Below are 18,301 nucleotides of genomic sequence, written 5' to 3'. Positions count from 1 at the left end.
CACCCGGGCGCCCGCCATCGCCGCCGCCACGCCCGCCGCGACCGCCTGGCCGCCGTAGATGCCCTCGCCGTCGTGGCTGACCGAGCCGTCGATCGCCGCCAGCCGGGCCGCCTCGACGGGGCGGCCCGCCGCGAAGACCCCGTGCGGCGCGGCGCGCATCGCGAGACCGTCGCTCCAGGCGTGCCGGTGCTGGGCGGAGACCGGGGCGGCGAGTCCCCGGCGGAGGTTCTCCAGCGTGCCGCGCTCGCTGAAGCCGGCGCCCCGGAAGCGGCCCTCGGAGCGGTCGGCGATCAGCTCGTGCCAGGCCGCGTCCACATGCGCCGGGGTCAGCGCGCTGCCGTGGCGGGCGAGCAGCAGACCGGAGAAGATCGCGTACTCGGTGTCGTCCGTGCCCGCGGGGCGTTCGGCCACGTAGCCGGTGATGCGGCCCCATCTCGCGCGGATCTCGGAGGGCTTCATGTTCTCCGCGGGGGCGCCCAGCGCGTCGCCGACGGCCAGGCCGAGCAGCGCGCCGCGCGCCCGTTCGCGAAGCCCGGGTGCGTCCCCGGGCGCCGGGACCGAGGGGATGCGGGCGGTCGATGCCATGGCGCGGCTCTCCTCTCAGGGGCGCCCCGGAAGGCGCGGAGCCCTTTGCGGAACTGTCCCCGGTGCGGTCTCCGGTGCAGCCTCACCGGTCCCAGCGTCACCCGGTCGACATCTGGGCGCCCATCTACACGGATGAGCGAAAACCGCAAAACCGCAGGTTAGCCCAGCCTTTCCTTGCTGGCGGGAGGGGAAGACCGGGCGTAGGTTGGGTGTTGTCGAAAAGTAGAACTCGTCCAATCGACGAGGCGCATCCGTTATCTCTGGGGGATCGCATGGCCATCATCGAGACCGAAGCCGCGCTGCACGAGGCGCACCGTGACAACCACACGCACCGGGACGTGAACGGCGGCTGGCTGCGGCCCGCGGTGTTCGGCGCGATGGACGGCCTGGTCTCCAACCTGGCGCTGATGACCGGTGTCGCCGGCGGTTCGGTCAGTCAGCAGACTGTGGTGCTCAGCGGGCTCGCCGGGCTCGCGGCCGGCGCCTTCTCCATGGCCGCCGGTGAGTACACCTCCGTCGCCTCCCAGCGCGAGCTGGTCGAGGCCGAGCTGGACGTCGAGCGCCGCGAGCTGCGCAAGCACCCCAAGGACGAGGAGGCCGAACTCGCCGCGCTCTATGAAGCTCGCGGCGTCGAACCCCGGCTGGCGCGCGAGGTGGCCCGGCAGCTGTCCAAGGATCCCGAGCAGGCGCTGGAGATCCACGCCCGGGAGGAGCTGGGCATCGACCCCGGCGACCTGCCCTCGCCGGCCGTCGCCGCCGTGTCCAGCTTCGGCTCCTTCGCGCTGGGCGCCCTGCTGCCCGTACTGCCGTATCTGCTCGGTGCGAGCAGTCTGTGGCCGGCCGTGCTGCTGGCGCTGCTCGGACTGTTCCTGTGCGGTGCCGTGGTGGCCAAGGTGACGGCGCGGACCTGGTGGTACAGCGGGCTGCGTCAGCTCGCCCTCGGTGGTGCCGCGGCCGGTGTGACGTACGCCCTGGGCTCGTTGTTCGGAACCGCCGTAGGATGACCAGGCTCGGCATCTATGCGGAGGTCCGCATAAATAGTCGTTACTCGCTGGTTTCGACCGCGTGACCACCGGGCATGAGCCGTAAGCGCTGTGGGCAATGAGGCCCCCGGCGCGACCGCGGAGCGGGCGACGGCGCCCTCTCCGCCCCCTCGGGCCGACGGACAACGATCTGTCCGACTCGGTCCCCATAGCTTCCACCGCAAGGCGCGGAACCCTGCCGCGACCCGTGCGGTGTCCGCATGTTGGAACGGATTATCCCGCTTTCCGGGAACCGCTCCATCATGTAACCTGCACGAAATTTCGCAGCCACGCAGAGGGCCAACGTCGTCCCTCGGCACATGCACATGCCAATAGACGACGACGGGAGAGCCGATGCGTACGCCGCGCCAGCCGTCCCAGCACTCCGCGAACGGCCAGAACTGGTCCTTCATGGATGCTCGCCCTGCTGCGCAGGGTATGTACGACCCCCGCAACGAGCACGACGCCTGCGGCGTCGGCTTCGTCGCCACCCTCACCGGCGAGGCGTCCCACACCCTGGTCGAGCAGGCCCTCACCGTCCTGCGCAACCTCGAGCACCGCGGTGCCACTGGCTCCGAGCCGGACTCCGGTGACGGTGCCGGCATCCTCTCCCAGGTCCCGGACGCCTTCTTCCGTGAGGTGGCCGGATTCGAGCTGCCCGAGGCCGGCGGCTACGCCGTCGGTATCGCCTTCCTGCCCGTCGAGGGCACCGACGAGGCCGTCGCCCGGATCGACGCCATCGCCGGCGAGGAGGGCCTGAGCGTCCTCGGCTGGCGCGAGGTGCCGGTCGCGCCCGAACTGCTCGGCGCCACCGCCCGCTCGACCATGCCGGTCTTCCGCCAGATCTTCGTCACCGACGGCGCGAGCCAGGGCATCGACCTCGACCGCAAGGCGTTCGCGCTGCGCAAGCGCGCCGAGCGCGAGGTCGGCGTCTACTTCCCCTCGCTGTCCGCGCGGACGATCGTCTACAAGGGCATGCTGACCACCGGCCAGCTCGAGCCGTTCTTCCCGGACCTGTCCGACCGCCGCTTCGGCTCCGCGATCGCGCTGGTGCACTCCCGGTTCTCCACGAACACCTTCCCGTCGTGGCCGCTCGCGCACCCCTACCGGTTCGTCGCGCACAACGGTGAGATCAACACCGTCAAGGGCAACCGCAACTGGATGGCGGCCCGCGAGTCGCAGCTCGTCTCCGACCTGTTCGGCGACCAGGACAAGATCGACCGGATCTTCCCGATCTGCACCCCCGACGCCTCCGACTCCGCGTCCTTCGACGAGGTGCTCGAACTGCTCCACCTGGGCGGGCGTTCGCTGCCGCACTCCGTGCTGATGATGATTCCGGAGGCGTGGGAGAACCACGACTCCATGGACCCGGCCCGGCGCGCCTTCTACCAGTACCACTCCACGATGATGGAGCCCTGGGACGGCCCCGCCTGCGTCACCTTCACCGACGGCACCCAGGTCGGAGCCGTGCTCGACCGCAACGGCCTGCGCCCCGGCCGCTACTGGGTCACCGACGACGGCCTCGTCGTCCTCGGCTCCGAGGTCGGCGTCCTCGACATCGACCCCTCGAAGGTCGTCCGCAAGGGCCGGCTGCAGCCCGGCCGCATGTTCCTCGTGGACACCGCCGAGCACCGCATCATCGAGGACGACGAGATCAAGGCCCAGCTCGCCGCCGAGCACCCCTACGCGGAGTGGCTCGAGGCCGGCGAGATCGAGCTCGAGGACCTGCCCGAGCGTGAGCACATCGTGCACACCCACGCCTCGGTCACCCGCCGCCAGCAGACCTTCGGCTACACCGAGGAGGAGCTGCGCGTCATCCTCGCGCCGATGGCCAAGTCCGGTGCCGAGCCGATCGGTTCGATGGGCACCGACTCGCCGATCGCCGCGCTGAGCGAGCGCCCGCGCCTGCTCTTCGACTACTTCACCCAGCTGTTCGCCCAGGTCACCAACCCGCCGCTGGACGCCATCCGCGAGGAACTGGTCACCTCCCTGCGCAGCTCGCTGGGCCCCTCGGGCAACCTGCTGGAGCCGACCGCCGCCTCCTGCCGGTCCGTCGTCCTGCCGTTCCCGGTCATCGACAACGACGAGCTGGCCAAGCTCATCCACATCAACGCCGACGGCGACATGCCCGGCTTCAAGGCCGCGACGCTGTCCGGCCTGTACCGGGTGCACGGCGGCGGTGACGCGCTCGCCGCGCGCATCGAGGAGATCTGCGCCGAGGCCGACGCCGCCATCGAGAACGGCGCCCGCCTGATCGTCCTCTCCGACCGCCACTCGGACGCCGAGCACGCGCCGATCCCGTCGCTGCTGCTCACCGCGGCCGTCCACCACCACCTCATCCGCACCAAGCAGCGCACCCAGGTGGGCCTGCTGGTCGAGGCCGGTGACGTCCGCGAGGTCCACCACGTCGCCCTGCTCATCGGCTACGGCGCCGCCGCCGTCAACCCGTACCTGGCGATGGAGTCCGTCGAGGACCTGGTCCGCGCCGGCACCTTCCTGCCCGGCATCGAGCCCGAGCAGGCCATCCGCAACCTGATCTACGCCCTCGGCAAGGGCGTCCTGAAGGTCATGTCCAAGATGGGCATCTCCACCGTCGCCTCCTACCGCGGCGCCCAGGTCTTCGAGGCCGTCGGTCTCGACGAGGCCTTCGTGGAGAAGTACTTCAACGGCACCGCCACCAAGATCGGCGGCGTCGGCATCGACGTCATCGCCCAGGAGGTCGCCGCCCGCCACGCCAAGGCGTACCCGGCCAGCGGCATCGCCCCGGCGCACCGCGCCCTGGAGATCGGCGGCGAGTACCAGTGGCGCCGCGAGGGCGAGCCGCACCTGTTCGACCCGGAGACGGTCTTCCGCCTGCAGCACTCCACGCGCACCGGCCGCTACGACATCTTCAAGAAGTACACCGAGCGCGTGAACGAGCAGTCCGAGCGCCTGATGACGCTGCGCGGCCTGTTCGGCTTCAAGAGCGACCGGGGCCCCATCCCGATCGAGGAGGTCGAGCCGGTCTCCGCGATCGTCAAGCGGTTCTCCACCGGCGCCATGTCGTACGGCTCCATCTCGCAGGAGGCGCACGAGACCCTCGCCATCGCCATGAACCAGCTGGGCGGCAAGTCCAACACCGGTGAGGGCGGCGAGGACCCGGAGCGCCTGTACGACCCGGCGCGCCGCTCCTCCATCAAGCAGGTCGCCTCCGGCCGCTTCGGTGTGACGAGCGAGTACCTGGTCAACTCCGACGACATCCAGATCAAGATGGCCCAGGGCGCCAAGCCCGGCGAGGGCGGCCAGCTGCCCGGCCACAAGGTCTACCCGTGGGTCGCCAAGACGCGTCACTCGACGCCCGGCGTGGGGCTCATCTCCCCGCCGCCGCACCACGACATCTACTCCATCGAGGACCTCGCCCAGCTGATCCACGACCTGAAGAACGCGAACCCGCAGGCGCGGATTCACGTGAAGCTGGTCTCCGAGGTCGGCGTCGGCACGGTCGCGGCGGGTGTGTCCAAGGCGCACGCGGACGTCGTGCTGATCTCCGGCCACGACGGCGGCACGGGCGCCTCGCCGCTCACGTCGCTGAAGCACGCGGGCGGTCCCTGGGAGCTCGGTCTCGCCGAGACCCAGCAGACGCTGCTGCTCAACGGCCTGCGCGACCGGATCGTCGTGCAGACCGACGGCCAGCTCAAGACCGGCCGTGACGTGGTCATCGCCGCGCTGCTCGGCGCCGAGGAGTTCGGTTTCGCGACCGCGCCGCTCGTCGTCTCCGGCTGCGTCATGATGCGCGTCTGCCACCTGGACACCTGCCCGGTCGGCATCGCCACCCAGAACCCGGTGCTGCGCGACCGGTTCACCGGCAAGGCCGAGTACGTGGTGAACTTCTTCGAGTTCATCGCGCAGGAGGTCCGCGAGCTCCTCGCCGAGCTGGGCTTCCGCTCCATCGAGGAGGCCGTCGGCCACGCCGAGGTCCTCGACGTCACCCGCGCGGTGAACCACTGGAAGGCGCAGGGCCTGGAGCTGGAGCCGCTGTTCCACGTGCCCGAGCTGCCCGAGGGCGCTGTCCGCCACCAGGTCGTCGCCCAGGACCACGGCCTGGAGAAGGCGCTCGACAACGAGCTGATCAAGCTCGCCGCCGACGCGCTGTCCGCCGCCGGTGCCGAGGAGGCCCAGCCGGTGCGCGCCCAGGTCGCCATCCGCAACATCAACCGCACGGTCGGCACCATGCTCGGCCACGAGGTGACCAAGAAGTTCGGCGGTGCGGGCCTGCCCGACGACACCATCGACATCACCTTCACCGGCTCCGCCGGCCAGTCGTTCGGCGCCTTCATCCCGCGCGGTGTCACGCTGCGCCTGGAGGGCGACGCCAACGACTACGTCGGCAAGGGCCTCTCCGGCGGCCGGATCGTCGTCCGCCCGGACCGGGCCGCCGACCATCTCGCCGAGTACAGCGTCATCGCGGGCAACACCCTCGCCTACGGCGCCACCGGCGGCGAGATGTTCCTGCGCGGCAAGGTCGGCGAACGCTTCTGCGTCCGCAACTCCGGCGCGCTGGTCGTCTCCGAGGGCGTGGGCGACCACGGCTGCGAGTACATGACCGGCGGTCACGCGGTCGTCCTCGGCGAGACCGGGCGCAACTTCGCGGCCGGTATGTCCGGCGGCATCGCGTACGTCATCGACCTCGACCGGGACAACGTCAACGTCGGCAACCTGGACGCCGTCGAGGCGCTGGACGAGGCCGACAAGCAGTGGCTGCACGACGTCGTCCGCCGTCACCAGGAGGAGACCGGCTCCACCGTCGCCGAGAAGCTCCTGGCCGAGTGGGACACGGCCGTCGAGCGCTTCAGCAAGATCATCCCCAGCACGTACAAGGCAGTGCTCGCCGCCAAGGACGCCGCCGAGCGAGCCGGTCTCTCCGAGTCCGAGACCCACGAGAAGATGATGGAGGCGGCGATCAATGGCTGACCCGAAGGGCTTTCTGAACCACGGCCGCGAGGTCGCCAAGTCCCGTCCGGTCGAGGAGCGCGTCAGGGACTGGAACGAGGTCTACGTCCCCGGCTCCCTGCTGCCGATCATCAGCAAGCAGGCCAGCCGGTGCATGGACTGCGGCATCCCGTTCTGCCACAACGGCTGCCCGCTCGGGAACCTCATCCCCGAGTGGAACGACTACGCCTACCGCGAGGACTGGCAGGCCGCGTCCGAGCGGCTGCACGCCACCAACAACTTCCCGGAGTTCACCGGCCGCCTGTGCCCCGCTCCGTGCGAGTCGGCGTGTGTGCTCGGCATCAACCAGCCGGCCGTCACCATCAAGAACGTCGAGGTCTCGATCATCGACAAGGCGTGGGAGACCGGTGACGTCGCCCCGCAGATCCCCGAGCGCCTGTCCGGCAAGACCGTCGCGGTCGTCGGCTCGGGCCCCGCGGGCCTGGCCGCCGCCCAGCAGCTGACCCGGGCCGGCCACACCGTCGCCGTCTACGAGCGCGCGGACCGCATCGGAGGCCTTCTCCGGTACGGCATCCCCGAGTTCAAGATGGAGAAGCGGCACATCAACCGCCGGATCGAGCAGATGCGCGCGGAGGGCACCAAGTTCCGTACGGGCATCGAGATCGGCCGCGACATGCCGGCGACGGCGCTGCGCAAGCGGTACGACGCGGTGGTCCTCGCCGTCGGTGCGACGACCGCGCGGGACCTGCCGGTGCCGGGCCGTGAGCTCAAGGGCATCTACCAGGCCATGGAGTACCTGCCGCTGGCCAACAAGGTGCAGGAGGGCGACTACGTCACTCCGCCGATCTCGGCCGAGGGCAAGCACGTCGTCGTCATCGGCGGCGGTGACACCGGTGCGGACTGTGTCGGCACCGCCCACCGTCAGGGCGCGGCGTCGGTGACCCAGCTGGAGATCATGCCCCGCCCGAACGAGGAGCGGGACGCGGTCAGCCAGCCGTGGCCGACCTTCCCCATGCTGTACAAGGTCACCAGCGCGCACGAGGAGGGCGGTGAGCGGGTCTACTCCGTCTCCACCACCCACTTCGAGGGCGACGAGGACGGCAACGTCCAGTGGCTGCACCTGACCGAGGTGGAGTTCGTCGACGGCAAGCTCACGCCGAAGCCGGGCACCGAGCGCAAGATCCCGGCGCAGCTCGTCACGCTGGCGATGGGCTTCACCGGGACGGACCGGGAGAACGGGCTGGTCGAGCAGTTCGGTCTTGAGCTGGACGAGCGGGGTAACATCGCCCGTGACGCCGACTTCCAGACCAACGTGCCGGGTGTGTTCGTCGCCGGTGACGCGGGGCGGGGGCAGTCGCTCATCGTGTGGGCCATCGCGGAGGGGCGCTCCGCGGCTCGGGGCTGCGATCGGTTCCTCACCGGGGCGAGTGATCTGCCGGCGCCGATTCGGCCTACGGATCGGGCGCTGACTGTCTGACGTGACTTCATAGACGTCCCGTACAAAGGCGTGCGGAACACTGACGGCGCCTGCCATTTGTCCCCGACCGGACTGGCAGGCGCCGTCGCATGTGCCGGGTGCGATTCGGTTGGCGGGTGCGGGTTGTGTGGGGCTGGTCGCGCCCACGCGGCGGAGCCGCATATCAGCAGAGTCCCGCGCCCCTATCGGGGCGCTGTTGTTGCCGTGGGGTGCCAGGGTCCGTTGGCGATCACTGCCGTTCGGCATTCGTGGGGTGTGCCCCAGGCTGTGAGTAGGGCGCGGGCCTTGGTCAGCCATAGGGAGAGGTCGTACTCCGCGGTGTAGCCGATCGCGCCGTGGAGTTGGAGCGCTGTGCGGGCTGTGGTGTAGGCGGCCTCGCAGGCCGTCACCTTCGCGGCGGCTACGTCTGCCGGGGTCAGGGTCAGGGCCGCGCCGAGGAGCAGGGGGTGGGCGAATTCAAGGGCTAGCGCGGCGTTCGCCAGGCGGTGTTTGACCGCCTGGAAGGAGCCGACCGGGGTGCCGAACTGGGTGCGTTGCTTGACGTAGGCGACCGTGCGGTCCAGGAGGGTGTGGCCCACGCCGAGTGCCTGCGCCGCCGTGGCGAGGCGGGCCCAGGTCAGGGCGAGGGGCAGGGGCGGGGCGGTGGTGAGGAGGTCGCCGCCCGGGGTGAGGCGGGTGAGCCGGCGGGCGGGGTCGAGGGAGGCGTGGACCGGGCCGTGGCCCGGGGCGAGGCTCAGACCCTCGGGGGACCAGGTGAGGCGGAGCGTCGCCGCGTCGCCGTCCAGGGCGTACGACCCCTCGGGGGCCGCCGTCGCCATCGCCTCGCCGGAGAGCAGCGCGGGCAACGCGTCCTCGGCGGGGGTCGGTTCGGTGAGCAGGATCGCCGCCATGACCGTCTCCGCCAGCGGGCCCGGTACCGCGTGCCGGCCCAGTTCCACGAAGGCGACGGCCAGATCGGCGGGACGCCGGCCCAGGCCGCCGTAAGCCTCCGGGACCGCCAGCGCGAAGACCCCTGCCTTCGCGATACGGCCCCACAGGGCCCTGCCGCTCGCGTGGGCGCCCCTGCTCCAGTCCCGTATGACCGCCGGGGTCTCCGCCGCCCTCAGCATGGCGTCCAGCGAGGCCGCGAAGGCACGTTGCTCGCGGTCCAGGAGGAAGCGCATCAGCGGCGTCCCTTCGGCAGGCCGAGGAGCCGCTCGGCGATGATGTCGCGCTGGATCTCGTTGGTGCCCGCGTAGATCGGCCCGGCGAGGGCGAAGACGTACCGCTCCGTCCAGTCGCCGTCCGCCGATTCGCCCTCCTCGCCCAGCAGATCGAGCGCCGTCTCCTGCACGGCCAGGTCGTACTCCGACCAGAACACCTTGTTGAGGCTGGCCGACTCCGGGCCGAGTGGCTCGCCCGCCAGGACACGGGAGGCGGCCGCGTAGCCGAAGAGCTGGTACGCGCGGGCGCCGGTCAGCGCGTCCGCCACCCGCTGCTCCGCCCAGCACGGGCTGCCCCGCGACCGCCACAGCTCCCGCAGGGCCTCGGCGGAGGCGAGATAGCGGCCGGGGGAGCGGAGCATCAGCCCGCGCTCGTTGCCCGCCGTGGCCATGGCGATCCGCCAGCCCTCGCCGGGCGCGCCGATCACGTCCCTGTCCGGTACGAAGACTCCGTCGAGGAGAAGTTCGGCGAAGGCCGGTCTGCCGTCGAGGCGGGCGATCGGGCGGACCGTCACGCCCGGCGCGCGCAGGTCGAACATGACGTACGTGAGGCCCTGGTGGGGTTTCGGGGCGTCCGGGTCGCTGCGGAACAGGCCGAAGGCGCGGTCGGCGAAGGCCGCGCGGGAGGACCACGTCTTGTGGCCGTGCAGCAGCCAGCCGCCGTCGGTGCGTACGGCTCTGGAGCGCAGGGCGGCGAGATCCGAGCCCGCCCCGGGCTCCGACCACGCCTGCGCCCATACGACGTCACCGCGCGCCATCGGAGGCAGCACGCGAGCCCGCTGCTCCTCGGTGCCGTGGTCGAAGAGCGTGGGCGCGAGCAGGCTGATGCCGTTCTGGCCGACCCGGCCCGGCGCGCCCGCGGCGTAGTACTCCTCCTCGAAGACCAGCCAGCGGATCAGATCCGCGTCCCGCCCGCCGTACGCGGCCGGCCAGTGCACCACCGACCAGCGGTCATCGGCCAGTTCGGCCTCCCAGGCGCGATGCGCGCGGAAACCCTCCTCGGTCTCCAGCGAGGGCAGCGGGGCGGGCGGCACATGCGCGCGGAGCCAGGCGCGGGCCTCGGCCCGGAAGGCGTCCTCCGCCTCGGTGAAGTCGAGGTCCATCGGCACCCCCGTATCCGCGACCCTTTTCTAACAAGTGTTTGGTAGGTTAGCGTGCCCCTATGACAGGCGTCGAGAGCCCCGCGTACGTCCCCGGGCACGGGCTGCTCGCGGGTCGCACCGCCGTGGTCACCGCCGCCGCGGGGACGGGCATCGGCGGGGCCACCGCGCGGCGCTTCCTGGAGGAGGGCGCGCGCGTGCTGATCAGCGACGCGCACGCGCGGCGGCTCGAGGAGCACGAGAGCGAGCTGGGCCGGCGATTCCCGGGCGCCGTGGCGGCCGCCGTCTGCGACGTCACCGACGAGGCGCAGGTGGGGGCGCTGTTCGACACGGCGGTCGGGCTGCACGGGCGGCTCGACATCGTGGTCAACAACGCGGGCCTCGGCGGCACGGCTGCGCTCGTCGACATGACCGACGAGCAGTGGACGAAGGTGCTGGACGTGACGCTCAACGGCACCTTCCGCTGCACCCGCGCGGCCCTGCGCCGGATGCGGGGCAGCGGAGGCGGCGTGATCGTCAACAACGCCTCGGTGATGGGCTGGCGGGCCCAGGCCGGGCAGGCGCACTACGCCGCCGCGAAGGCGGGGGTGATGGCGCTGACCCGGTGTGCGGCGGTGGAGGCTGCCGAGTGCGGGGTGCGGGTCAACGCGGTCGCGCCGAGCCTCGCCCTGCACCCGCACCTGGCGAAGGTGACGACACCGGACCTGCTGGAGGAACTCACCGCGCGTGAGGCGTTCGGGCGGCACGCCGAGCCCTGGGAGGTGGCCAACGTGATCGTGTTCCTGGCGTCCGGCTACTCCTCGTACATGACCGGCGAGGTCGTCTCCGTCAGCAGCCGGCATCCCTAGTGCCGGGCGACCACCACAATGGATGCCGTGCCGACCAAGAAGAAGCCCCAGGTGACCGCGGCGCCCGCGCGGCGCGGTGAACTCCTCGCCACCGCCGCCGAGGTGTTCGCCGAGCAGGGCTACAAAGCGACGACCGTCCGCAAGATCGCCGACCACGCGGGCATGCTCGCGGGCAGCCTCTACTACCACTTCGACTCCAAGGAGTCGATGCTGGAGGAGATCCTGCGGACCTTCCTCGACGAGCTCTGGGAGGGCTACGACTCGGTGCTCGGCGCCGGGCTCGGGCCGCGGGAGACGCTTCAGGCCCTGGTCACCGAGTCGTTCCGGGAGATCGACCGGCACCGTGCCGCCGTCGCGATCTACCAGAAGGAGTCCCGGCAGCTCGCGGCGCAGGAGCGGTTCGCGTTCCTCGCCGAGTCACAGCGCAGATTCGAGCAGGCGTGGCTCGCCACGCTGGAACGCGGGGTCACCGAAGGCGTCTTCCGCGACGATCTCGACGTCCGGCTGACCTACCGGTTCGTGCGCGACACCGTGTGGGTCGCCGCGTCCTGGTACCGGCCGGGCGGACAGCACAGCCCCGAGGAGATCGCCCGGCAGTACCTGTCGATGGTCCTGGACGGAATCGCCGTACGCGCATAACCCTTCCGGACGAGGGAGTTGCCATGGCCGAGGCCTACATCGTCGAAGCGGTCCGTACGCCCGTGGGGCGGCGCGGGGGAGGGCTGAGCGGGGTCCATCCGGCCGATCTCGGCGCGCATGTGCTCAAGGAGCTGGTCTCCCGCGCGGGCGTCGACCCGGCGGCGGTCGAGGACGTGGTGTTCGGCTGTCTGGACGCGGTGGGGCCGCAGGCCGGGGACATCGCGCGGACCTGCTGGCTGGCGGCCGGGCTGCCCGAGGAGGTGCCGGGTGTGACGGTGGACCGGCAGTGCGGGTCCTCGCAGCAGGCGGTGCACTTCGCCGCGCAGGCGGTGCTGTCCGGGACGCAGGACCTGGTCGTCGCGGGCGGCGTGCAGAACATGTCCCGGGTGCCCATCGCCTACGCCACCCGGCAGGCCGCCGAGCCGCTCGGCTTCACCGAGGGGCCGTTCGCGGGCAGCGCGGGCTGGCGGGCCCGGTACGGGGACCGGCCGGTGAACCAGTTCGCCGGGGCCGAGATGATCGCCGCGAAATGGGGCATCGGCCGGCGCGAGCAGGAGGAGTACGCGCTGCGCTCGCACCGGCGGGCGGTGCGGGCGATCGACGAGGGCCGCTTCCTGCGGGAGACCGTGCCCTACGGCGACGTGACGACCGACGAGGGCCCGCGCCGGGACACCTCGCTGGAGAAGATGGCCGCGCTGAAACCGGTCCTCGACGGCGGCACCGTCACCGCCGCCTGCTCCTCCCAGGTCTCCGACGGCGCGGCGGCCCTGCTGCTGGCCTCCGAGCGGGCGGTCCACGACCACGGGCTCACCCCCCGAGCCCGCGTGCACCATCTCTCCGTGCGCGGCGAGGACCCGATCCGCATGCTCACCGCGCCCATCCCCGCCACTGCCCACGCCCTGAAGAAGACGGGCCTGTCCCTGGATGACCTCGACCTCGTCGAGATCAACGAGGCCTTCGCCCCGGTCGTCCTGGCCTGGCTGAAGGAGACCGGCGCGGACCCGGCCAAGGTCAACGTCAACGGCGGCGCGATCGCCCTGGGCCACCCCCTCGGCGCGACCGGCGCCAAGCTGATGACCACCCTCCTGCACGAACTGGAACGCACCGGCGGCCGTTACGGCCTCCAGACGATGTGCGAGGGCGGCGGCCAGGCGAACGTGACGATCATCGAGCGGATCTGAACCGCTCCCGTACCTCCTCCGCCTCCTTCATGATCCGGTCCACCAGCTCCGCGCAGGACGGCAGGTCCTCGATCACCCCGGCGACCTGGCCCGCGGCCATGACTCCCGCGTCCGTACGGCCGTCCACCATCGCGGACTTGAGCAGCATCGGGGTGTTCGCGGCCAGGAGGAGCTGGGGCCAGGTCAGGTTCTTGGCGTGCTTGGTGGCGAGGCCGTCGTGGATCAGCTGCCGCCAGGTCAGGCCCGAGAGCTTGCGGAAGGCGGAGGCGTGGCGCACGGCATGGAGCAGAGCGCGTGTCCGCCCGGACCCCTCCAGGGCGGCGACCAGGTCCGTGCGGAGCATGCGGTGGGGGAGGCCGTCGACCGCCGTGGTGAGCGTGACGTCCGTGACCGTCGCCGCCAGATAGCGTGCCTTCACCGCGTCCGGGACCGTCGAGTCCGAGGTCAGCAGGAAGCGCGTCCCCATCGCCACGCCCGCCGCCCCGTACGCCAGCGCCGCGACCAGGCCCCGCCCGTCGAAGAAGCCGCCCGCCGCCACGACCGGTATCCGCACAGCGTCGACCACCTGCGGCAGCAGCACCGTCGTCGCCACGGCGCCGGTGTGGCCGCCGCCCTCCGCGCCCTGCACGATCACCGCGTCCGCACCCCACGCCGCGACCTTCTCGGCATGGCGCCGGGCACCGACGGTCGGGACGACCACGACCCCGGCCTCCTTCAGCTCCGCGATGAGCCCGGGAGACGGGGCCAGGGCAAAAGAGGCGACCCGGACGCCCTCCTCGACGAGGACGCGCACCCGGTCGCCGGCGTCCGCCGCATCCGCCCGCAGATTGACCCCGAACGGCGCCTCGGTGCGCGACTTGACCTCCCGTATCGCCTCGCGCAGCCGGTCCGTCGTCATCGTCGCGGAGGCGAGGATCCCGAGCGCGCCCGCGTTCGCCGTGGCGGAGACCAGACGCGGGCCGGAGACCCATCCCATGCCGGTCTGGACGAGGGGATGGCGGACTCCGGTCAGCCGGGTGAGCGCGGTCTCCATCAGGCAGGCACCTCCCGGGTGCGGGCGCCGCGCGGATCGATCACCGTGCGGATCAACTCCAGCTCCCGCCCGGTCGGTTCGCGGGTGTACGGCACCTTGTCGGGGACCGTGAGCGTGAAGCCCGTCGCCTCTTGTACCTCCTTAGCCGTCACCCCGGGATGCAGCGACGCCAGCCGCAGCGAGCGGTCGGGGGTGGCGAAGTCGAGGACGGCGAGGTCGGTGACGACGCGGTGCAGGTGGTGGTATCGGGCGCCCCCGGCCCGGCCGTAGCCCACGCCGCACACCACGTCGACCCGCTCCACGAACACCCGCCGGGAGTGTCTCGGCACCCAGTAACTCGTCGGATTGTTCAGCGTGTTGACCGGCGCCCCGCGCATCCCGAGCAGCTGCCGTCGCGGTCGCGCCCAGTCGCCGATGCAGGAGATGTTCTGGTTGCCGTACCGGTCGAGCTGGCTCGCGCCCATCATCACGTGCCGTCGGCCGCCGGTGACGAGGTCCAGATGGCGCCGGTAGGGCAGCCAGCCCTCGACGGTGCCGTCGGCGCCGACCAGCATCGCCTCGCCGTCGGTCAGCAGCAGCTCCGGCGCGAAGGTGAGCCGGGCGAGCCGGGCGCCCAGGGACGGAATCGTGCCCATGGGGCTCGCGAGGATCTCCCCGGCGCCGCGCCAGACCTCGGCGCAGGCGATGACGCAGTACTCGGCCCGGGTGACCGCCGTCATCCCCGCTCCCCTCCGCGCCACGCGGCGACGGCCGACTCGTACTCCCGCTCCCCGCCGCCCAGGAACCGAGCGGCGAACTCCCCCCACGGTGTGGACGCGTAGTACCTCTGGAACGCCTCGTCCCGCCCGTAGTCCGGCGCGCACGACGTGAAGTGCGCCCCGTTCGGGGCCTCCACGACCCCCGTCACCCGGTGCCGGGGGATCAGCAGCCTCTGCGGCGCCGCCTCCTTCGTCAGCTCGGCCGTCTCCACGATCCGCTCGCAGGAGACGTACGCGGTGTCCGCCGCCGCGCAGAACAGGTCGTCGAAGTACGGATCCGGGCCCAGATACTGGCCGTTGCCCGCCCGGTCCGCCCGGTTCAGGTGCACCAGGGCCGCGTCCAGGCGCAGCGCGGGCATCGCGACGAACGTCTCCCCGTCGCCGTACGGCGAGGTCACCGTCCGCAGCTCCGGGTTCACCCGCATCACGTCCGAGCCGAGCCCCGTCCGCACCGGCAGGAACGGCATCCGGTGCGCCGCCGCCCGCAGCCCCCACAGCAGCATCGCCTCGTCGACCTCCGTCAGCGCGAAGGCACCGCGCTCGCGGGCCGCGCGGTAGTGGGGTTCGAGGGGGATCGAGTCGAGCGTGACGAACGCCGTGACCAGCCTGCGGATCCGTCCTGCGGCGGCCAGCAGACCCACGTCCGGGCCGCCGCACGAGACCACCGTCAAGTCCCCGACATCCGACCGTAGCAGCGCCCTGACCAGCGCCATCGGCTTGCGGCGCGCGCCCCAGCCGCCGATGCCGAGCGTCATACCGCTGGACAGCCGGGCGACGGCCGCGTCGGCTGTCATGGCCTTGTCGGCCGGGCCCGCCATCTAGACGTCCCCCCGCCGCGAGCTGTCCGGTTCCAAGCCGTCCTGCCGTAAGCCGTCCCGCTCTGGGCCGTCCTGCTTCAAGCCGCCCCGCCCGAATCCGTCCCGCACCCGCCCGCCCGTCCCGCTGAGCTCGGCCTCGAAGGTGAAGCCCTGCTCGAAGCGGTAGGAGCGGCGCACGTCGACGGGATCGATGCCGTTGAGAGCGGCCTTGGCCAGCCGCAGCAGCCGCCCGTCCTTCGCCGCGATCCGCCCCGCCAACTCCAGGGCGGCAGCGCGCAGTTCATCGCGCGGTACGACCCTCCACACCGCCCCGTGCGCGTGCAGCTCCGCCGCGCTCACCGTGCCGGCGGTGTAGTACAGGGTCCGCATCAGATGCGCGGGGACCAGCCGGGCCAGATGGGTGGCCGCCCCCAGCGCCCCCCGGTCCAGCTCCGGCAGACCGAAGACGGCGTCCTCGCTCGCCACGATCGCGTCCGCGTTGCCCACGAGCCCGATGCCACCGCCCAGACAGTGACCCTGCACCGCCGCCACCACCGGCACCTCGCACTCGTACACCGCCGCGAAGGCCTCCGCGCAGCCGCGGTTGGCGCCGAGCAGCGCGCCGGCGCCGCCCGACCGGATCTCCTTGATGTCCACGCCCGCGTTGAAGCCCCGCCCCTGAGCCGCCAGCACCACACAGCGGACCTCCGCATCACGCCCGGCCTCCCGCACGGCCTCCGCCAGCGCGAACCACGCGGCCACGGGAAGGGCGTTCACCGGCGGGACGTCGACGGTGACGAGACGAATCCCCTTTTCCGGGGACGAGGTGGAGACACTCATGGGCGCATCAGCTACCTTTCCACCAAACGTTTGTTAGGGAGGTTACGGCGGATGGAGCTGGACGGGAAGGTCGCCGTCGTCACGGGCGGCACCCGGGGTGTCGGCGCCGGCATCGCGCGGGCCTTCGCCGACGCCGGAGCCCAAGTCGTCACCTGCGCCCGCCGGCCCCCCGAAGTGGCCCTCCCCGGCACCGAGTTCCGGCCCCTCGACCTGCGCGACCCGGACGCCGTACGGGACTTCTTCGCCGCGCTGCCCCGCGTCGACGTGCTGGTCAACAACGCGGGCGGCACCCCGTACCGCCTGCTCACCGAGGCCGACGCCGCGCGTCACGCGCGCGTGCTGGAGCTCAACCTCCTCGCACCGCTGACCGCCACCCTCGCCGCGTACGAGCGGCTGCGGCGGGCCCGGGGCTCGGTCGTCATGATCGGCAGCGTCAGCGGCACCCGGCCCTCGCCCGGCTCGGCGGCCTACGGGGCGGCCAAGGCGGGACTGGAGAACCTGGCCCGTTCCATGGCGGTGGAATGGGCGCCGGACGTCCGGGTCAACACCCTGGTCGTCGGCATGGTCCGCACCGAGCGGTCCCACCTCCACTACGGCGGCACGGACGGGCTCGCGGCCGTCGCCCGCACGGTCCCGCTGGGCCGGCTCGCGGAACCGTACGACATCGGCGCGGCGGCCGTGTTCCTCGCCTCGGACGCCGCCGCGTACATCACCGGGGCGAGCCTCCAGGTGCACGGCGGCGGGGAGCGGCCCGCGTTCCTCGACGCGTCGACGGTCCCGAAGGAGCGGTGAGATGGGCGGGTTGTGCGACGGACGGGTGGTCGTGGTCACCGGCGCGGGACGCGGGCTCGGGCGGGCGCACGCGCTGGCGTTCGCCGCCGAGGGTGCGCGGGTGGTCGTCAACGACCTCGGCGTGGGTCTCGACGGCACCCCTGGCCCGGACGACCCGGCCGCCCGTGTCGCCGCCGAGATCCGCGCGGCGGGCGGCGAAGCGGTGGCCCACGGCGGCGACATCGCCACGACCGAGGGCGCCGCCTCCCTCGTACGCGCCGCGCTGGAGACGTACGGTCGGCTCGACACCCTCGTCAACAACGCCGGTTTCCTGCGCGACCGGACGCTGATCAACCTCGACGAGGACGACTGGGACGCGGTCGTGCGTGTGCACCTCAAGGGCCACTTCCTTCCCCTGAAACACGCGGCCGCCCACTGGCGGGCCGAGAGCAAGGCCGGGCGCCGGCCCGTGGCCCGGGTCGTCAACACCAGCAGCGGGGCGGGACTCCTGGGCTCGGTCGGGCAGGGCAACTACAGCGCCGCGAAGGCCGGGATCCTCGCGCTCACGCTGGTCGCGGCGGCGGAACTCGGCCGCTACGGCGTCCAGGCCAACGCCATCGCCCCCGCCGCACGCACCCGGATGACAGAACGCACGTTCGCCGCGACGATGACGGCACCGGCCACCGGTTTCGACGCCATGGCCCCGGAGAACGTCTCCCCTCTGGTGGTGTGGCTCGGCTCGGCCGCGAGCGAGGGGGTCACCGGCCGTGTCTTCGAGACGGAGGGCGGCCGTATCACCGTGATGGACGGCTGGCACCGGGGCCCGACCAGCGACAAGGGCACCCGACTCACGCCGTCGGAGGCGGGCGGGACGGCCCGCGCCCTGCTGGCGACGGCCAGGGAACCGGAGCAGGTGTACGGCGCCCACTGACATCGCCGCCCGCCCCGGCTCACGTATCGCACTCCAGCACGGTCCGGCACAACCCGCACCGCGCCCGCACCCGCCCCCGTACCGGCACCCGGATGCGCTGGTGGCACGTCGGGCACGGGAAGGACACCCGCAGGGGGCCGTGGCTGTCCGGGGTGAAGGCGTACGGGGCGTCCGTGCGGGACGAGGGC

General features: G+C 72.1%; 15 protein-coding genes. 8 read left to right on the top strand and 7 right to left on the bottom strand.

Features of this window, described 5'->3' with window-relative positions:
• Positions 1 to 585 (bottom strand): ADP-ribosylglycohydrolase family protein (locus N4P33_RS19880; RefSeq protein WP_260827989.1); only part of this gene is annotated, 585 nt, incomplete at its 3' end.
• A gap of 272 nt (positions 586 to 857) precedes the next feature.
• On the opposite strand from N4P33_RS19880, the gene N4P33_RS19875 reads away from it, so the two are divergent.
• The 3 genes from N4P33_RS19875 to N4P33_RS19865 all read left to right on the top strand — a co-directional run bounded on the left by N4P33_RS19875 (position 858) and on the right by N4P33_RS19865 (position 8,013).
• Positions 858 to 1,589, top strand: coding sequence for a VIT1/CCC1 transporter family protein (locus N4P33_RS19875; RefSeq protein ID WP_260827988.1), 732 nt, complete (start codon positions 858 to 860; stop codon positions 1,587 to 1,589).
• A gap of 372 nt (positions 1,590 to 1,961) precedes the next feature.
• Entirely contained in the window at positions 1,962 to 6,557 is a 4,596-nt protein-coding gene (gene gltB / locus N4P33_RS19870) for a glutamate synthase large subunit (RefSeq protein ID WP_260827987.1), read from the top strand.
• Complete coding sequence (locus N4P33_RS19865) at positions 6,550 to 8,013, top strand: glutamate synthase subunit beta (RefSeq protein WP_260827986.1); 1,464 nt, start codon at positions 6,550 to 6,552, stop codon at positions 8,011 to 8,013. Before gltB ends, N4P33_RS19865 begins: the two co-directional genes overlap by 8 nt.
• A 182-nt stretch (positions 8,014 to 8,195) precedes the next feature.
• Here N4P33_RS19865 and N4P33_RS19860 read toward each other — a convergent pair whose 3' ends face one another.
• Together N4P33_RS19860 and N4P33_RS19855 are read right to left on the bottom strand one after the other, a co-directional pair.
• On the bottom strand, positions 8,196 to 9,176 hold the full coding sequence (locus N4P33_RS19860; protein WP_260827985.1) for an acyl-CoA dehydrogenase family protein: 981 nt from the start codon (positions 9,174 to 9,176) through the stop codon (positions 8,196 to 8,198).
• Positions 9,176 to 10,318 (bottom strand): acyl-CoA dehydrogenase family protein, encoded by a 1,143-nt coding sequence (locus N4P33_RS19855; protein ID WP_260827984.1) that lies wholly within the window; start codon positions 10,316 to 10,318, stop codon positions 9,176 to 9,178. Before N4P33_RS19855 ends, N4P33_RS19860 begins: the two co-directional genes overlap by 1 nt.
• 59 nt (positions 10,319 to 10,377) lie before the next feature.
• On the opposite strand from N4P33_RS19855, the gene N4P33_RS19850 reads away from it, so the two are divergent.
• The 3 genes from N4P33_RS19850 to N4P33_RS19840 are packed head-to-tail and all read left to right on the top strand — an operon-like array spanning position 10,378 to position 12,983.
• Positions 10,378 to 11,163 (top strand): SDR family oxidoreductase, encoded by a 786-nt coding sequence (locus tag N4P33_RS19850; RefSeq protein ID WP_260827983.1) that lies wholly within the window; start codon positions 10,378 to 10,380, stop codon positions 11,161 to 11,163.
• A 27-nt stretch (positions 11,164 to 11,190) separates the two neighbouring features.
• The gene (locus tag N4P33_RS19845) at positions 11,191 to 11,802 is read left to right on the top strand and encodes a TetR/AcrR family transcriptional regulator (RefSeq protein ID WP_260827982.1); all 612 of its coding nucleotides are present in this window, start codon (positions 11,191 to 11,193) and stop codon (positions 11,800 to 11,802) included.
• A 23-nt stretch (positions 11,803 to 11,825) separates the two neighbouring features.
• Positions 11,826 to 12,983: an acetyl-CoA C-acetyltransferase gene (locus N4P33_RS19840; protein ID WP_260827981.1), complete on the top strand. Its 1,158-nt coding sequence runs from the start codon at positions 11,826 to 11,828 to the stop codon at positions 12,981 to 12,983.
• On the opposite strand, the gene N4P33_RS19835 is transcribed toward N4P33_RS19840, so the two are convergent.
• The 4 genes from N4P33_RS19835 to N4P33_RS19820 are packed head-to-tail and all read right to left on the bottom strand — an operon-like array spanning position 12,967 to position 16,411.
• A complete protein-coding gene (locus tag N4P33_RS19835) occupies positions 12,967 to 14,016 on the bottom strand; it encodes a nitronate monooxygenase family protein (RefSeq protein WP_260827980.1) in 1,050 nt (349 codons plus the stop codon). The genes N4P33_RS19840 and N4P33_RS19835 overlap by 17 nt on opposite strands.
• Positions 14,016 to 14,735, bottom strand: a complete 720-nt coding sequence (locus N4P33_RS19830) for a CoA-transferase subunit beta (RefSeq protein ID WP_260827979.1) — start codon at positions 14,733 to 14,735, stop codon at positions 14,016 to 14,018. The genes N4P33_RS19835 and N4P33_RS19830 overlap by 1 nt, the downstream gene beginning before the upstream one ends.
• A complete protein-coding gene (locus N4P33_RS19825) occupies positions 14,732 to 15,592 on the bottom strand; it encodes a CoA transferase subunit A (protein WP_260827978.1) in 861 nt (286 codons plus the stop codon). The genes N4P33_RS19830 and N4P33_RS19825 overlap by 4 nt, the downstream gene beginning before the upstream one ends.
• Entirely contained in the window at positions 15,593 to 16,411 is an 819-nt protein-coding gene (locus N4P33_RS19820) for an enoyl-CoA hydratase family protein (RefSeq protein ID WP_260827977.1), read from the bottom strand.
• A 51-nt stretch (positions 16,412 to 16,462) separates the two neighbouring features.
• On the opposite strand from N4P33_RS19820, the gene N4P33_RS19815 reads away from it, so the two are divergent.
• Together N4P33_RS19815 and N4P33_RS19810 are read left to right on the top strand one after the other, a co-directional pair.
• Positions 16,463 to 17,203, top strand: a complete 741-nt coding sequence (locus N4P33_RS19815) for an SDR family oxidoreductase (protein ID WP_260827976.1) — start codon at positions 16,463 to 16,465, stop codon at positions 17,201 to 17,203.
• A 1-nt stretch (position 17,204) separates the two neighbouring features.
• A complete protein-coding gene (locus N4P33_RS19810) occupies positions 17,205 to 18,113 on the top strand; it encodes an SDR family oxidoreductase (RefSeq protein ID WP_260827975.1) in 909 nt (302 codons plus the stop codon).
• Positions 18,114 to 18,301: the final 188 nt, after the last annotated feature.

Origin of the sequence: Streptomyces sp. 15-116A, from assembly GCF_025290915.1 — a bacterium.
GTDB lineage: Bacteria > Actinomycetota > Actinomycetes > Streptomycetales > Streptomycetaceae > Streptomyces.
Note: the sequence above shows the minus strand (reverse complement) of the source record. Positions and strands in the feature narration are given on the sequence as shown.

Excerpts from the sequence above, each read along its gene's own strand:
- N4P33_RS19855 (WP_260827984.1), bottom strand. The coding sequence starts at position 10,318 with ATGGACCTCGACTTCACCGAGGCGGAGGACGCCTTCCGGGCCGAGGCC.
- N4P33_RS19875 (WP_260827988.1), top strand. The coding sequence starts at position 858 with ATGGCCATCATCGAGACCGAAGCCGCGCTGCACGAGGCGCACCGTGAC.
- N4P33_RS19865 (WP_260827986.1), top strand. The coding sequence starts at position 6,550 with ATGGCTGACCCGAAGGGCTTTCTGAACCACGGCCGCGAGGTCGCCAAG.
- N4P33_RS19820 (WP_260827977.1), bottom strand. The coding sequence starts at position 16,411 with ATGAGTGTCTCCACCTCGTCCCCGGAAAAGGGGATTCGTCTCGTCACC.
- N4P33_RS19840 (WP_260827981.1), top strand. The coding sequence starts at position 11,826 with ATGGCCGAGGCCTACATCGTCGAAGCGGTCCGTACGCCCGTGGGGCGG.
- N4P33_RS19860 (WP_260827985.1), bottom strand. The coding sequence starts at position 9,176 with ATGCGCTTCCTCCTGGACCGCGAGCAACGTGCCTTCGCGGCCTCGCTG.
- N4P33_RS19830 (WP_260827979.1), bottom strand. The coding sequence starts at position 14,735 with ATGACGGCGGTCACCCGGGCCGAGTACTGCGTCATCGCCTGCGCCGAG.
- N4P33_RS19815 (WP_260827976.1), top strand. The coding sequence starts at position 16,463 with ATGGAGCTGGACGGGAAGGTCGCCGTCGTCACGGGCGGCACCCGGGGT.
- N4P33_RS19850 (WP_260827983.1), top strand. The coding sequence starts at position 10,378 with ATGACAGGCGTCGAGAGCCCCGCGTACGTCCCCGGGCACGGGCTGCTC.
- N4P33_RS19825 (WP_260827978.1), bottom strand. The coding sequence starts at position 15,592 with ATGGCGGGCCCGGCCGACAAGGCCATGACAGCCGACGCGGCCGTCGCC.
- N4P33_RS19810 (WP_260827975.1), top strand. The coding sequence starts at position 17,205 with ATGGGCGGGTTGTGCGACGGACGGGTGGTCGTGGTCACCGGCGCGGGA.
- gltB (WP_260827987.1), top strand. The coding sequence starts at position 1,962 with ATGCGTACGCCGCGCCAGCCGTCCCAGCACTCCGCGAACGGCCAGAAC.
- N4P33_RS19835 (WP_260827980.1), bottom strand. The coding sequence starts at position 14,016 with ATGGAGACCGCGCTCACCCGGCTGACCGGAGTCCGCCATCCCCTCGTC.